This is a genomic window from Dyella koreensis (genome assembly GCF_044904565.1).
Taxonomy (GTDB): domain Bacteria; phylum Pseudomonadota; class Gammaproteobacteria; order Xanthomonadales; family Rhodanobacteraceae; genus Dyella_D; species Dyella_D koreensis.
In genome coordinates this window covers 412632-426866 of sequence record NZ_JADIKD010000010.1, presented here as the reverse complement: position 1 = coordinate 426866, position 14235 = coordinate 412632, and the positions used below count along the sequence as shown (strand labels likewise).

The following is a 14235-nucleotide window of genomic DNA, read 5'->3' as shown; positions in this document are numbered from 1 at the left end:
AGTGTCATCTTCGGTATTCCTCTTCAATGCCACGAAGGAATGCCAGGACATCGCTGACACGTCCGTTGTTTACCAGCGACTCGGCCGTCATGTCGCCCAATCCGGCGATGGGCGTATCGCGGTACCAGGACATGATCGCGGCGATGTCGGGCTCGACCCTGGCCGCGGCCTTGATCACTGCCAAAGCATCTGCGTTGAGGATGTGCCGGCCCGGCCTGTATGCCACCGGAGCCGATGGCACGACGGACATTCGGTAAGGACGTTCTGCGTTCATGGCATGACCTCGGCCCAGCGGTTGCAACAGGGGGAGCGACGGCCATGGGCTCGAGCGATGGCTTGAGCTACCGGATGGAGGAGGGCCGCGCAACGCAAGGCCATTGAAGCGAAGACGCCGTTGCCGGGCTATCGAACGAAGGTATCGGTCTTGAAGGGGGCGGCGGTCGTATAGCGATGATGCGCAGGGACAGCCGATATAGCGCGCCCTTTGCCAACACCTTCGTGTAATGGCATCTTTCGCCAGCTGCTGGTGATATCTGGCGCATCTGCACATGTCCATTCGGCGAGCCGCTATCCGGCAACTTCACTCGCCGCCATTTTCCTGGATCCCTGGATACTCCATTGAGCAACGACACCGGCAAAGGCGCGGGCATCTATTCCCCACTGGTTCTCAAACTGTATGACTGGTGGGTGTTGGGGATCTCCAATCACTACGCGTGGGAATGCCCGACACGCGACGTGCTCCTGCCGTTTTTTCGGCTGCACAGCGGCCGCCATCACCTGGATGTAGGCGTCGGCACCGGTTACTACTTTTCAAAGGCCGACCTTCCCGCATCGGCGCTGGTCACGCTGATGGATCTCAATCTGTCCAGCCTGCAAGCCGCGCAGCGGCGTCTGAATCGCCCCTCCACCAAGGTGATCCAGCACGACGTCATGACGCCCCCGCCAAGTGGCATGGAAGCCACGTTCGATGCGATCTCGCTCTTCTATCTGCTGCACTGCCTACCGGGCACGATGGACGAAAAAGCGGCCGTGTTCGCGCACCTGAAGCCGCTACTCCGGCCCAGCGGTGTGCTTTATGGTGCCACCATCCTCGGTGACGAAGTCGGCCACAATCGCATGGGCCGCAAGCTGATGGACGTCTACAACCGCAAGGGCATTTTTGGGAATCGCCACGATACGCGAAACGGCCTGGAACGGGCTTTGCAGGAGCATTTCGCCGAGGTCACCATCCGCGTCGAAGGAAAGGTGGCCTTGTTCGAGGCGCGCTGGCCAATGCTTTGACCGTTCCGGGGTGTGCCGCCTTACCCGGGCAGCGCCATGGCATGGCCAAGCAGGTCGGCCATCTTCACAAGCTCAGGTAGCGAGCGCGCTCCCATCTTGCGCATGACCCTGCCGCGATGAGCCTTTACCGTGATCTCGCTGATACCGAGATCCGCGGCGACCTGCTTGTTGAGCCGCCCTGTGACCACCATCGCCAGCACTTCCTGTTCCCGTCGCGTCAGTGAGGCGTAACTTTCACGCAGCGCACGCAACTGGCTCTCGTGTCCCAGTGCGGACCGGCTGGCTTCGATGGCGTCGGTGATCGCACGCAGCAGCACCTCGCTGTCATAGGGCTTGGTCAGCACCTCGACAGCGCCCGCCTTCATCGCGCGCACCGTGAGTGGTACGTCCCCATAGCCGGTGATGAAGATGATCGGCATGCCGGGACGCTTACCGGCAATGCGTGCCTGTAAATCCAGGCCGTTGAGGTCGGGCAAATGGACGTCCAGAAGCAGGCAGCTGGGGCCCGGCGGCTCGGGTTGCGACAGAAAAGCCTGCGCGGATTCGAGCAGCACGGGTTGCCAGCCTGCGTGATGAATCATCAACTCCAGCGACTCGCGCACGGAGAGGTCATCGTCAACCACATAGACGACGGGTGTCGGGGCAGGCATGGCCAATGCGGTAGATTCGTTGGCGTGGCGGGAATGTGCGTTCAACATGCCATGGCTTCCTCGTACTGTCGATTCGGTGTCAGGCGACCGGGAATGCGGCGCTGAGTGCCCGGAGCAGGGCGGCTTCGCTGAAGGGTTTGAATAGGCAATCGACGGCCCCGTGGCGCATCAGCTGTGGGCGATCGCCGGCATCGCCGTGGGCGGTGATGAAAATGACCGGAATGTCGCGGCCGCTCCGTTGCAGCTCCTGTTGCAGCTCCGGTCCACGCATCCCTGGCATGGCGATATCCACGATCAGGCAGCGCGTCGCATCCACTTGTCCGGAGGCGAGAAACGCCTCCGCCGAACTGAAGGCCGCCACCATGAAGCCGAACTCCCTCAGCAGGTCCGGCAATGATTCGCGCACCGACTCGTCGTCATCGACGACCGAAATAAGCAGCTGATCACCCATCACCGTGCTTCCTTGGCGCAGCCGGAAAGCACAGAGGTATCGGCCCAGGCCGAGTCATGTTCGAGTACCACATCGGTAGTCTCGGACCAGACAGGGATGGCCAAGGTGAAGCGGGCGCCGGGTCCATCATTCGGCGTCGCCCACAGCTCGCCGCCATGGCGTTCGAGAATGGAACGGCTCACCGACAGGCCGATACCCATGCCCGTACTCTTGGTCGTATAGAACGCGTGGAACAAACGCTCGGTGTCCTGTGTGTCAAAGCCGATGCCATTGTCGCGAACGGCCAGGCAGGCGCGCCCTTGGTCGTCGAGCGATGTACTCACGTGAAGGTGGTGCGGCCGGTCGGTTATGGCATGCATGGCGTCTGCGGCGTTGAGTATCAGGTTGACGATGACTTGCTGCAGCTGCACGCGGTCGCCGCGGATCATCGGAAGGCCATCGGCATATTCGGTTTGCAGCATCACGCTGTTGAGCTGAAGTTCGCCGAGCAGCATGGCGAGCACTTCGCGTGTGGCTTCGTTGAGATCGACCGGCTCCGCCGAGAGATCCTTCTTGGTGAACAGCGCCCGCAAGCGCTGAATCACTTCGGATGCGCGGTTGCCGTCGCGAATGGTGCGACGGGCCGTCTCGCGTGCACCGTCGACGTTGGGCGGGTCCGACGCGAGCATGCGCAGGCAGGTGTTGGCGTTGGTGATGATGCCTGCAAGCGGCTGGTTCACCTCATGGGCAATGGAAGCCGTCAGGGCACCAAGGCTTGCTACGCGTGCCACGTGAGTGAGTTCAGAGCGCACTTTGCCGAGGGCTTCTTCGGATTGCCTGCGCTGGGTGATGTCCTGCATCGCGGCAATGTATTCCAGGCCGCCGTCCTCGTCTTTTGTCGCATGGGCGACGAGGTGCACATGTTTCACGCGACCGTCGGGCATCAATAGACGGTGCTCGTGTTCGAAGTCCCGGCCATCGGTCCGTCGCCGCTTCAAGACATCCTGCACGGATGGCATATCTTCGGGGTGGATACGCGCGTACATCACGTCGAGCGTTGGCGTCTCTTCCGGATCGACTTCGACAATGCGATAGATTTCATCGGACCAGGTGATCTCGTCGGTGCTGACGCGCCAGGAGAACGTGCCGGTCAGGCTGAGGCGTTGGGCCTTGGCCAGGAATGCTTCGCTCTGCCTGAGCGCGGTCTCCCAGCGTGCGCATTCGATGGCGATATGCGCCAGGTGCGTAAACCGTGCGATGAAGGCCTGATGTGTGGGTTCGGGCTCCCGCACTTCGCGATACAGAATAGAAAGAATGCCGGCCACCATGCCGTTGACACAGGTGATCGGCACCGACCAGTTCGCCCGAATACCGTGCGACATGGCTACCGAACGCCATGCTTTCCAACGCGCTTCCCGTGCGATATCGGGCGATATCATCGGTTGCGCGGCGAGCGCGCTCCAGGCCACTGGGTCTGCATCCGCGTCAGCGGCACGGGCAAGCACGTGACCCATCAGCTCAGGAGGGACATTGGGCGACGCACCCGCCTGCAGGAAAAGCAGCGGACCTTCTTCGCGCAATGGCTGTGAGCGTCGCGGATCGATCAACACGATGCTACACATGGCGCCATCCATGATCGTTTCGATCAGGCGGCAGACCTCATCCAGTATCGAGGCCAGCGATGTGCCCCCAGCCATCATGGCCAGCAGTTTCTTCTCGCCTGCCAAAAGCGCTTCGGCCTGCTTGCGGTCTTCAATATCGGTGTTCGCGCCGTACCATTTCACTACGCGGCCGGCAGCATCCCGTTGCGGCACAGCGCGGATAAGGAACCAGCGGTAGACATCGTCGTGCCGACGAAGCCGCGCTTCGTATTCACCCGGCTGGCCCGACACGAGAAGTGCCTGCCAATAGGCGGCCAGCGCTACCGCATCGTCCGGATGCACGGCCGATGTCCAGCCGAAACCGCTGGCTTCTTCCATGGTCATGCCGGTGTATTCGCACCAGCGCTGGTTGAGAAAGTCCACGCTGCCATCGGGCGCCGTGCTCCACACGAATCCCGGTACGGCATCGATGATGCTGCGCAGCCGGTCTTCCGAGGCGAGCACGTCGTCCAGTGCCTGCTCAATGGATCGCTGCGACCGCATACGTTCGATGGCGATGCTCGCGATGTGCGTGAGCTGAGCGATCAGCACAAGGTCCTGCGGCGTTGGCGCCTTCGGATGGTTGTAGTAGATCGCAAAGACACCAAGGACCTCGCCGGATGCGGCGATGACCGGTGTCGACCAGCAGGAATACAGGCCATGCGCCATGGCCAGGGCTGGCCAGCGTGTTGTGGTCCAGCGCGTCTCCGTCGCTAGATCGGGGGCTATCACCTGCTCACGAAGGCGGATGGCCATCGGGCACGGCCCGATATCGGTGCCGATAGCGCAACCCGAAATGATCGAAACGAAGTTGGGGGGCAGGCTCGGTCCCGCACTGAGTTCCATGCGTGCGCCGCTGGGGTCCAGCAGCATGACACTGCAGCGACAACCGGAGATCGTGGTTTCTACCAGACGGCAGAAGGCGTCGAGTACGCCCGTGCGCGGCTGACCTCGCGCAACCATTTCCAGCAGCTGCTTCTCGCCCGACAGTAACGCCTCTCCGCGCTTCTGTTCCTCGATGTCGGCATCGACGAGGAACCAGCGAGCGATATTGCCGTCGCTGCCGCGCAACGGCAGGCCGCGCGCCTGGAACCAACGGTAGATGCCGTCGGCGCGACGGACGCGATGGACGGAATCATACGGCTCGCCAGATTCCACCGCGCGCTTCCAGCCTTCCGCCGCTGCGGGGAGATCCTCGGGATGAACGGTGTCCACGGCTTTCGAGCCGGTCAAATCATCGAGCGTCGCGCCCAGGTATTCCCGCGCGAATCGATTGAAGTACTCGCCCTCGCCAGAGGGCGAGGCCAGTCCGATGAACGCAGGGATGCTATCCACGATCTCGCGCAAATCACTATCACGCACATCCGTAGGCCGATCGGTTCGGGTGTAGGAATCAATATCCGTGCCCACGCCGCACCATTTCACGATCTTGCCTTCGCCGTCCCCGAGTGGGCGCATGCGCAAGACAAAGCGATGGTACGTACCATCGAAGCGTCTCAGCCGCGCATCCGTTTCGAACGGTGAGCACGATGCGTGTCCCAATTGCCAGGCGCGAAGCAGGTTGGCCAGATCGTCGGGATGCGCAATGGCCTCCCATCCTGGTACGTATTGGCTGTTGCTGTGGTGGCCCGTGTATTCGCGCCAAGCGTGATTGACGTGATCGACGCTCCCATCGGGAAGGGCGGTCCACACCAACCCAGGCAGCGCATCGAAGACGCTGCCGAGCTCCATTTTCATACCGGCCTCACTCGGCGATCGCCGTTAGTCGAGCATGCACCAATCATAGGCACCCGCCCATCATACTTTGGTGTCGGTTTTCTTCATCTATGGGTTGTCGCTCAGACGGGATGAGAACAGCCATTTTTTTACGCATTATCCAAAGGTATCGATCGATACCAACGTGCAATCGCTTCGCTGGTCCCGGCCTGTTTTGATCACTCGGCATTCCGAGCCCCGGAATACGCATACAACGATCAAATGCAAGGACCCAAGCCATGACTCCTGAAAAGGTTCTGTATACCGCCAAGGTTCACACCACCGGCAATCGCGATGGCGGTACCTCCCGCAGCAGCGATGGCCTGCTGGATATCCATCACGCGCTTCCTGGCTCTGGCAAGGGCACCAATCCCGAACAGTTGTTCGCGGCGGGCTGGTCGGCTTGCTTCGATGGCGCAATGAACATCGCCGCCCGTCGGATGGAAGTGAAGTTGCCAGCCGAACGCGCCATCGACGCCGAGATCGATCTCTGCCTCACGGGTGAGGACTACTTCCTCCAGGCGCGCCTCAACGTCAGCTTGCCTGGCCTGGATCACGACACGGCTCGTGCGGTGATCGAAGCGGCACACCAGACCTGCCCGTACTCCAAGGCGACTCGCGGCAACGTGCAGATCACTCTCAACCTGGTTTGACAGGGGGCTTGACCATGACCGACTCGAAAGCACTGGCCGGCAAATGTGCCCTCGTTACCGGAGGCTCCCGCGGCATCGGCGCGGCTGTTGTCCGGCGCCTCGCCGACGACGGCGCCGCAGTGGCCTTTACCTATCAATCGTCGGACGGGCCGGCCGCGGAGCTTGCGGCGAGCGTCGAAGCGAACGGCGGAAAGGCATTCGCGATCAAAGCGGACAGCGCTGACCCCACGCAGATCGAACGAGCAGTAGCCCAAGCGGCGCAGGCGTTTGGACGTCTGGATATCCTCGTCAACAATGCCGGCATCCTCAGCCATGGCCTGGTGGACAGCTACCCGCTATCTGACTTCGACCGGGTCCTGGCCGTGAACGTACGGGCCGTGTTCGTGGCCACGCAGGCAGTGCTTGTCCATATGGGGAAGGGCGGCCGCATCATTACTGTTGGCAGTGTTGCGGCGGAGCGGGCAGGGTTCGCCGGCTCGTCTGCGTATTGCATGAGCAAGGCGGCGGTAGCCGGCCTTACCCGCGGCATGGCGCGTGATCTCGGGCCACGCGGCATTACCGTCAATGCGGTACAGCCCGGCCCCACCGAAACCGACATGACCAACAGCGAGGTAGTTCGCGAGTTGGTGCGCCCCTTGCTGGCGGTGGACCGCCTGGGGACCAGTGATGAAGTGGCCGGTCTGGTGGCCTATCTGGCCCGTCCGGAAGCGGCATTCGTTACAGGTGCGGCATTGACCATCGATGGCGGCTATCTCGCCTGAGTTCCAACGGGACGATTAGCACCAAGGTATCGACCGACACCATCGTGCAATCGCCGTCGTTGCATTCGTCTGTTCTCATCGGCGCGCCGCGGAATACATCGCTTGCAGCCGGGTGCCATATGCGTTCAGACCAACCCGATCCACCGGAGCCCCCTATGCCCCACCATTTTTCACCAACGCTACGCAGCCGCGGATTTACCCTTGGCGCCATGGTGCTTGCCTGCGGCCTTGCTTTCGTCAGCTTCGCGGGACCGGTTGCCGCCGGTTCGCTGGCCCTTGCGGAAAGCAACACCGGCCAGCCCGCTTCCAGTGCGGGCAAGCAGGACGATACCCGTATCCGACCGTTTCATATCCACGTGCCGCAGGCTCAATTGGACGACCTGCGCAAGCGCGTTGCGCAAACCCGCTGGCCCGACGAGGAAACGGTCAAGGACGAATCCCAGGGCATCCAGCTGGCTCAGGTGCGGGAGCTGGTGCGCTACTGGGGCAGTGGCTATGACTGGCGCCGGCTGGAAGCAAAGTTGAATGCGCTGCCGGAGTTCGTCACCACGATCGATGGTTTGGATATCCAGTTCATCCATGTGCGCTCGCGCGAGCCGAATGCGATGCCGCTGATCCTTACGCATGGCTGGCCGGGTTCGCCGCTGGAGTTCCTGAAGTCCATCGGTCCGCTCACCGATCCGGTGGCTTATGGCGGACGTCCTGAAGACGCTTTTGACGTCGTGATCCCCGCCATTCCCGGCTACGGCTTTTCGAGTCGGCCCATCGACCTCGGCTGGAACCCCGACCGGGTCGCGCGCGCCTGGGACGTACTGATGAAGCGGTTGGGCTATACCCATTATGTGTCGCAAGGTGGCGACCACGGCTCGGTAATTTCGGATGCTCTCGCGCGTCAGGCACCTTCGGGGCTGCTCGGTATTCACCTCAATATGCCTGCCACGGTTCCCGGAGAACTGATGAAGTCGATCAGCGCCGGCGATCCCGCGCCGGCCAGCTTGTCTGCTCCGGAAAAGCGCGCGTACGACGCGCTCAGTACGTTCTTCGGCAGGAGCGCGGCGTATGGCGCGATGATGGTGACGCGGCCGCAGACCATCGGTTACTCGCTTGCCGATTCGCCCAGCGGAATGGCCGCCTGGATGTACGAGAAGATTGCCGAATGGAGTGACAGCGAACTCCATCCTGAGCGCGTGATCGGCCGTGACGAGATTCTCGACGACATCACCCTGTACTGGTTGACCAACACCGGCGCTTCGTCGTCGCGTTTCTACTGGGAAAACAACAACAACAATTTCAGTTCGGCCACGCAGAAAACGCGTGAGATCAAAGTGCCGGTGGCGATTACCGTGTTCCCGCACGAAATCTATCGCGCACCTGAAAGCTGGGCCAGACAGGCCTACCCGTCGCTGTACTACTTCCACGAGGCCCCCAAGGGCGGGCACTTCGCTGCATGGGAACAGCCGCAGCTGTTCGCCGAGGAACTGCGCGGCGCGTTCAAGCCCTTGCGCAAGCGTGCGGACGCCAGACCATGACGGTCATCAGGACCTACACCACAAGCCTGGCCGCCGAACTGGCCAAGCTTGCCCTGGAAGGCGCCGACATATCCGCCATGGTGCTCGGCGTCGATGTCGGCATGGAAGGTGGCGGGGCAGGCGTGCAGTTGCTGGTGGCCGATGAATACGCAGAGGCGGCCCTGGCCGTACTCGATAACCGGTGATGCTGTGTCGGTGCTTGGGCAAGTGGTGCTGTTTCGCCAAACGAATCGTTCATTCACGGGAGATAACCGATGTGCCAGAACAATGATTCCAGTCGCCGCCATGTGCTGGCCGCAGCGGCCTTCGCTATCGCGCTCGCTCAGTTCGGCATGACGGGCGCGGCCCTTGCGGAGTCCGCTCCATCCGATGCGACGCAGGCATCCAAGATAGTGGTGGGGGCGCCGAATCCGCTCGGCACGCTGAAGCAGATCCATGCCGGGGTGCTGGATGTGGCGTATGCGGAGCTTGGCCCCATCGATGGACCGGTGGTCATTCTCCTGCATGGCTGGCCCTACGATATCCATGCCTACGACGAGGTCGCGCCTGCGCTTGCGGCAAAGGGCTACCGGGTGCTTGTTCCCTATGCACGTGGCTATGGCGCGACTCGCTTCCTTTCCGCCACGACGCCGCGCAACGCCGAGCCGGCCGCGCTGGCCAAGGACGTCGTCGATTTCATGGATGCGCTCAAGATCCATCGCGCCGTTCTCGGCGGATTCGACTGGGGTGCGCGTTCGGCCGACATTGTCGCGGCCTTGTGGCCGCAGCGGGTCAAGGCGCTGGTATCCGTCAGCGGTTACCTCATCGGCAGTCAGGAGGCCGGCAAGCAGCCGTTGCCGCCGAAGGCCGAGTACCTATGGTGGTATCAGTTCTATTTCGCCACCGAGCGCGGACACCAGGGATATGCGAAGTACACGCGTGAGTTCGCGAAGCTGATCTGGCAGCTTGCTTCACCACAGTGGCACTTCGATGACGCCACCTTCGAGCGTAGCGCCGCTGCGCTGGATAACCCGGATCAGGTCGCCGTTGCGATCCACAACTATCGCTGGCGGCTGGGCTTGGCCGAAGGCCAGGAAGAGTACGCCGCACTGGAAGAACGCCTGGCCAAGTCGCCCTCGATTACCGTGCCGACCATCACTATGGAAGGAGACGCCAACGGTGCGCCGCATCCAGTGGCAGAGGCCTATCGCAAGTACTTCACCGGCAAGTACGAGTATCGCCTCATCACGGGTGGCATCGGTCACAACCTGCCACAGGAAGCGCCGCAGGCATTTATCCAGGCCGTTATCGATGCGGACCGTCTCTGACGCTGATGTGAGGGGAGCGATCCAATGAAATCGCCTTATCCAATCCTCGTACTCGTCGGCGGTGCCGCCATAGGCATAGCGACGGCGGCCATCGCGATGAGCGCGCAGGACAACAAGCCGGCGTCGCCGATCTTTAAGGTCACCGTGCCCGATGGCTACCGGCAGTGGCAGCTCATCGCCCCTGCGCAGGAGGGCGCTCCGCTGAACGAGCTGCGCGCCGTCGTTGGTAACACGACGGCGATAAAGGCCTACCAGCGCGGCGCGCAACCGTTTCCGGATGGGACGGTGCTGGTGAAGTTGGCCTGGAAACACGAGCAGTCGCCCGAGTTCGAATCCGCATCCATTCCCGGTGCGCCGACGACCGTGCAGGTCATGGTCAAAGATGCCCGGAAATATGCCTCGACGGGCGGCTGGGGTTTTGGCCGCTTCATCGACGGCAAGCCGGCCGATGAAGCGCAGCATCGTACGTGCTTTGCCTGTCACGAGGCTCGTGCCAAAGCCCGTGATTATGTGTTCACTCGGTATGCCCCATAACGGCATGGGATCTGCGGCGGGAAAGCCAGCACGCCTGATGCTTGTTCATTCGCCCGGGTTACCCGGTTCGCCAGCCGGTGGATGCCTGTCCATGGTCACTGGAGTGTGATGCGTCATCATCTGGATGTTTTTTCCAAGCCGGAACCACTTTTCTACCTCAAGGAGATTTACATGAAGAAGCTATTCCTCAGCCTGGCCATGGCCGCCGTCATGGTTACCGGAACGAGCGCGTTCGCGCAGACGCAGAAGCCTTGCATCGTGCTGGTGCATGGCGCATTTGCCGATGCGTCGAGCTGGGCCGGCGTTATCAAGATCCTGCGCAAGGACGGTTATGTCGTCATCGCTGCCGCCAATCCGCTTCGTGGCGTGAAGAGCGATGGCCAGTACATTGGTAGCCTGGTAGGCAGTCTCAAGGAACCGGTAGTGCTGGTCGGGCACTCCTACGGTGGCAGCGTCATCACCGAGGCGGCCAACGATCATTCAAACGTCAAGGCGCTGGTGTATGTCGCCGCTTTTGCTCCGGCGACAGGCGAGAGCGCCGCCGAGCTGTCCAATAAATTTCCGGGAAGCACGCTGGGGCCGACCCTCGCGTCGCCGGTTCCGCTTTCGGATGGCGGCAAGGATCTCTACATCTTGCAGGACAAGTTCCCTGCGCAGTTTGCAGCCGATGTGCCGGCAGCGCAGGCGGCCCTGATGGCGGCCACCCAGCGTCCGATCACGGAAGTCGCGCTCAATGAAAAGAGCGGCAAGGCCGCATGGCAAACCATTCCTTCCTGGCACATCTACGGCGCCGCGGACAAGAACATCCCGCCGGAAGCGATGGCTTTTATGGCCAAGCGCGCCAACGCTAAAGACGTCAAGGTGGTGAAGGGCGCGTCCCATGTCGTCATGGTGTCGCATGCGGAAGAAGTCGCGCACTTGATCGAGGAAGCGGCAGCGGCGAAGTAAAGCGTCAGCTTCCGCGGTACCGGTATTGCACGTGGCTGGATTTGCAGCGAGCGCTTCCAGCCACGGCGCAGTCGCACCTACCTCACCTCGACCAGGACACTCTGACATGACCACGATGACCGCCAAAGACGGAACGCAGATCTACTACAAGGATTGGGGAAAGGGTCAGCCCGTCGTGTTTTCGCACGGCTGGCCGCTGACCGCCGACGCCTGGGATGCCCAGATGCTGTTCCTGAGCTCGCACGGCTATCGCACCATCGCGCACGACCGTCGCGGTCATGGCCGTTCGGGCCAGCCGTGGAACGGCAACGACATGGATACCTATGCCGACGATCTCGCGACGCTGATCGAGAAGCTGGACCTGAAGAACGTGGTGCTGGTCGGTCACTCCACCGGCGGCGGTGAAGTCGCTCATTATATCGGTCGTCACGGCAATGCACGCGTGGCCAAGCTGGTGCTGATCGGAGCGGTGCCGCCGATCATGGTCAAGACCGCCAACAACCCCGGTGGCCTGCCGATCGACGTGTTCAACGACATCCGCCAGAAGACCCTGGCCGACCGTTCCCAGTTCTTCAAGGATCTCTCCGGCCCGTTCTTCGGCGCGAATCGCGCGGGATCCAAGGCGACGCAGGGTATGCGCGACTCCTTCTGGATGCAGGGCATGATGGGCGGCCTCAAGGGGCAGTACGACTGCATCAAGGAGTTCTCCGAAGTCGACTACACGCCGGACCTGAAGAAGGTTGAGGTGCCGACGCTGGTCATTCACGGCGACGACGACCAGATCGTGCCGATCGACGACTCGGGCCGCCTGTCGGCCAAGATCGTCAAGCACGCGACGCTGAAGGTCTATCCGGGCGCGCCGCATGGCCTGACCGCCACCCATCAGGAGCAGGTCAACAACGACTTGCTGGAGTTCATCCGCTCCTGAGTCACCCTGGCGCTGGTCGTGGTTTCCAGGATCGGCGCTAGACCGAGGACGCCTGGCGTCTTCGATGCTTGCTGCATTCCCCCTCCCGCAGCGGGCGAGAGGGGGAGGCTTTCCTGATGCTGCCGTTGAGGCTGGCGATTTCGAGCGGCGGCTTATTGATAGCGCGCAACAACGAAGGTCACTGGCGAGTTGCCATAGCCCGCGACGATGATTTTGCCGTCGCCTTGTATGGCGAGCCCTTGAACAGCGGCATTCGCGCTGCCGACGGTGGTGGCAGCCGGTCCGAAGCTGTAGTCCTGGTTGCCGAACTGGTCGTAGCGATTCAAGGTCAACTGGCGATAGCTGCCCGCACTGGAGTAGCCGCCGACAATGATTCCTCCGTTGGCGTCGATGGCAACATCGTTGCCGATCGCATCGCCGCTACCGATGGCGGTAAGGACCTTGCCAGTGCCGGATCCAAAGGTGCTGTCCAGCGCGCCGGTGCTTGTGTAACGAACGGCTGCAAATCGGTAGTAGCCGGAACTCGTGCTGTTCGCGTAGCCGGCGGCGACGATCTTGCCATCGATTTGAATCGCCAGCGAAGTGGCGATGGCGGAGTTGCCGGTGAAAGTGCCGCCCACATTGGTCAGAACTTTACCGCCGGCACCGAACGTGGTGTCCAGCGCGCCATTCGTGGTGTAGCGCGTCAACGCGAATACGGTGCCACCGCTCGACGCGTAGCCGGCTAGCACGGGTTTACCGTCCGCCTGGATGACCAGGTTGTTGGCGTAGGCAGAGCTAGTGCCAACCGCCGAGGTGACGGTACCGGAACCGCTGCCGAAGCTGTAATCCAATGTTCCGCTGCTGGTAAGGCGCGCCAGCGCAAAGCCGGAACCGGCATAGCCCGCTACCCAGATTGAGCCGCCCTGTACGGCTACGGCGTAGGCCTCCGAAGCCCCCGCGTAGAAATTGACGGTCGCCTTGCCCGAGCTGCCAAAGGTGGTGTCCAGCGAACCATCCGTGTTGTAGCGATAAATGGTGAAGTTGCGGGTGGAGGTGAAGTTCGGGCACGAGGTACCCGCAACGACGATCTTGCCATCCGCCTGCAGGGCGAGTGCGCGCGCCTGTCCCGAGCAGCTGCCGGACGGCGTGGTGGTGACCTTGCCGGTGCCATTGAAGCTCGTATCCAGCACACCACTCGTCGTATAACGCGCCAGTGCAAAGTCGCCGAGGGCGTCCTGGCCGGCGGTGACAATCCGTCCGTCCGGTTGGATAACAACCCGGGCGGCAGCACCGTAGTTGCCGAATGCGGTGGACGTGATGCCTGCTGAACCGAACGTGGAGTCCAGCGATGCGGCCTGTGCGAGCGTTGCAAGTGCGCTGATAGCACTAATAGCTATACCAAACGATATCTTCATCATGTTGCTGATCACTGCGTGTTCTCCCTGTTGAATGTGGTTGAATCTATTTGGGTCTCAATTCAATTCACCATCGCTTGCTGCGTAGCTTCCTGCCCGTAACGCTGCCCCCTTTAACGTTGAAGTTGGTCTTGATTGCTACCCCATGGTTGATCTGACGTTGATGAGCTGATCCGTCAGAAGCCCCAGTCGAAGGTGTGCCTGCAAGCACTTATTGCTTCCTAGTAATCATCCGACTTATCGGTCTCATAGGTTGCGCCGCGTGACACCATTGTTTGTACAACTGGTGCATACATTGGTGTCATGCCCACACGTGGGCATGACACCAAAGTCCGTGCAGTTTTGGAGACCAAAGTGTGTGCAGTGGAGGCGTCTTGTGTACGTACTTTGCTGACTGTTGAATAGCAACGTGTGTACAGGGC

At 61.7% G+C, this 14235-nt stretch carries 14 protein-coding genes; 9 read left to right on the top strand and 5 right to left on the bottom strand.

Going from position 1 to position 14235, the window contains the following annotated elements; all coding sequences use genetic code 11:
- Positions 1–4: 4 nt before the first annotated feature.
- On the bottom strand, positions 5–274 hold the full coding sequence (locus tag ISS97_RS11490; RefSeq protein WP_379986550.1) for a hypothetical protein: 270 nt from the start codon (positions 272–274) through the stop codon (positions 5–7).
- A gap of 344 nt (positions 275–618) precedes the next feature.
- Here ISS97_RS11490 and ISS97_RS11485 point away from each other — a divergent pair, with 344 nt between their 5' ends.
- The gene (locus tag ISS97_RS11485; RefSeq protein ID WP_379986551.1) at positions 619–1281 is read left to right on the top strand and encodes a class I SAM-dependent methyltransferase; all 663 of its coding nucleotides are present in this window, start codon (positions 619–621) and stop codon (positions 1279–1281) included.
- Between the two features lie 20 nt (positions 1282–1301).
- Here ISS97_RS11485 and ISS97_RS11480 read toward each other — a convergent pair whose 3' ends face one another.
- From ISS97_RS11480 to ISS97_RS11470, 3 genes are read right to left on the bottom strand one after another with little or no spacing between them, the layout of a single operon-like run.
- Complete coding sequence (locus ISS97_RS11480) at positions 1302–1979, bottom strand: response regulator transcription factor (protein WP_379986552.1); 678 nt, start codon at positions 1977–1979, stop codon at positions 1302–1304.
- Positions 1980–2010: 31 nt separating this feature from the next.
- Complete coding sequence (locus ISS97_RS11475; RefSeq protein ID WP_379986553.1) at positions 2011–2382, bottom strand: response regulator transcription factor; 372 nt, start codon at positions 2380–2382, stop codon at positions 2011–2013.
- Positions 2382–5738: a PAS domain-containing protein gene (locus ISS97_RS11470; protein WP_379986554.1), complete on the bottom strand. Its 3357-nt coding sequence runs from the start codon at positions 5736–5738 to the stop codon at positions 2382–2384. Before ISS97_RS11470 ends, ISS97_RS11475 begins: the two co-directional genes overlap by 1 nt.
- A 257-nt stretch (positions 5739–5995) precedes the next feature.
- Here ISS97_RS11470 and ISS97_RS11465 point away from each other — a divergent pair, with 257 nt between their 5' ends.
- The 8 genes from ISS97_RS11465 (at position 5996) to ISS97_RS11430 (ending at position 12416) form a co-directional block, all read left to right on the top strand.
- The gene (locus tag ISS97_RS11465; RefSeq protein WP_379986555.1) at positions 5996–6409 is read left to right on the top strand and encodes an organic hydroperoxide resistance protein; all 414 of its coding nucleotides are present in this window, start codon (positions 5996–5998) and stop codon (positions 6407–6409) included.
- A 14-nt stretch (positions 6410–6423) separates the two neighbouring features.
- On the top strand, positions 6424–7170 hold the full coding sequence (locus ISS97_RS11460) for a 3-oxoacyl-ACP reductase family protein (protein WP_379986556.1): 747 nt from the start codon (positions 6424–6426) through the stop codon (positions 7168–7170).
- A 155-nt stretch (positions 7171–7325) separates the two neighbouring features.
- Positions 7326–8699, top strand: coding sequence for an epoxide hydrolase family protein (locus tag ISS97_RS11455; RefSeq protein WP_379986557.1), 1374 nt, complete (start codon positions 7326–7328; stop codon positions 8697–8699).
- Positions 8696–8884 carry a putative signal transducing protein gene (locus tag ISS97_RS11450; protein ID WP_379986558.1) on the top strand — a complete coding sequence of 63 codons (189 nt, stop codon included), beginning with the start codon at positions 8696–8698 and terminating at the stop codon, positions 8882–8884. The genes ISS97_RS11455 and ISS97_RS11450 overlap by 4 nt, the downstream gene beginning before the upstream one ends.
- A 69-nt stretch (positions 8885–8953) precedes the next feature.
- Entirely contained in the window at positions 8954–10006 is a 1053-nt protein-coding gene (locus ISS97_RS11445; RefSeq protein WP_379986559.1) for an alpha/beta fold hydrolase, read from the top strand.
- Between the two features lie 24 nt (positions 10007–10030).
- Positions 10031–10540: a cytochrome P460 family protein gene (locus tag ISS97_RS11440; RefSeq protein ID WP_379986560.1), complete on the top strand. Its 510-nt coding sequence runs from the start codon at positions 10031–10033 to the stop codon at positions 10538–10540.
- A 171-nt stretch (positions 10541–10711) separates the two neighbouring features.
- A complete protein-coding gene (locus ISS97_RS11435) occupies positions 10712–11488 on the top strand; it encodes an alpha/beta fold hydrolase (RefSeq protein ID WP_379986561.1) in 777 nt (258 codons plus the stop codon).
- 106 nt (positions 11489–11594) lie between these two features.
- Positions 11595–12416, top strand: a complete 822-nt coding sequence (locus ISS97_RS11430; protein WP_379986562.1) for an alpha/beta fold hydrolase — start codon at positions 11595–11597, stop codon at positions 12414–12416.
- Between the two features lie 152 nt (positions 12417–12568).
- Here the strand turns inward: ISS97_RS11430 and ISS97_RS11425 are convergent, their stop codons facing one another.
- The gene (locus tag ISS97_RS11425; RefSeq protein WP_379986563.1) at positions 12569–13816 is read right to left on the bottom strand and encodes an NHL repeat-containing protein; all 1248 of its coding nucleotides are present in this window, start codon (positions 13814–13816) and stop codon (positions 12569–12571) included.
- Between the last annotated feature and the right edge of the window lie 419 nt (positions 13817–14235).

What these genes read in the sequence shown, in the direction of transcription:
- ISS97_RS11480 (WP_379986552.1), bottom strand. Translation starts at nt 1,979, where the DNA reads ATGTTGAACGCACATTCCCGCCACGCCAACGAATCTACCGCATTGGCC.
- ISS97_RS11445 (WP_379986559.1), top strand. Translation starts at nt 8,954, where the DNA reads ATGTGCCAGAACAATGATTCCAGTCGCCGCCATGTGCTGGCCGCAGCG.
- ISS97_RS11465 (WP_379986555.1), top strand. Translation starts at nt 5,996, where the DNA reads ATGACTCCTGAAAAGGTTCTGTATACCGCCAAGGTTCACACCACCGGC.
- ISS97_RS11450 (WP_379986558.1), top strand. Translation starts at nt 8,696, where the DNA reads ATGACGGTCATCAGGACCTACACCACAAGCCTGGCCGCCGAACTGGCC.
- ISS97_RS11440 (WP_379986560.1), top strand. Translation starts at nt 10,031, where the DNA reads ATGAAATCGCCTTATCCAATCCTCGTACTCGTCGGCGGTGCCGCCATA.
- ISS97_RS11425 (WP_379986563.1), bottom strand. Translation starts at nt 13,816, where the DNA reads ATGATGAAGATATCGTTTGGTATAGCTATTAGTGCTATCAGCGCACTT.
- ISS97_RS11455 (WP_379986557.1), top strand. Translation starts at nt 7,326, where the DNA reads ATGCCCCACCATTTTTCACCAACGCTACGCAGCCGCGGATTTACCCTT.
- ISS97_RS11490 (WP_379986550.1), bottom strand. Translation starts at nt 274, where the DNA reads ATGAACGCAGAACGTCCTTACCGAATGTCCGTCGTGCCATCGGCTCCG.
- ISS97_RS11430 (WP_379986562.1), top strand. Translation starts at nt 11,595, where the DNA reads ATGACCACGATGACCGCCAAAGACGGAACGCAGATCTACTACAAGGAT.
- ISS97_RS11475 (WP_379986553.1), bottom strand. Translation starts at nt 2,382, where the DNA reads ATGGGTGATCAGCTGCTTATTTCGGTCGTCGATGACGACGAGTCGGTG.
- ISS97_RS11460 (WP_379986556.1), top strand. Translation starts at nt 6,424, where the DNA reads ATGACCGACTCGAAAGCACTGGCCGGCAAATGTGCCCTCGTTACCGGA.
- ISS97_RS11435 (WP_379986561.1), top strand. Translation starts at nt 10,712, where the DNA reads ATGAAGAAGCTATTCCTCAGCCTGGCCATGGCCGCCGTCATGGTTACC.
- ISS97_RS11470 (WP_379986554.1), bottom strand. Translation starts at nt 5,738, where the DNA reads ATGAAAATGGAGCTCGGCAGCGTCTTCGATGCGCTGCCTGGGTTGGTG.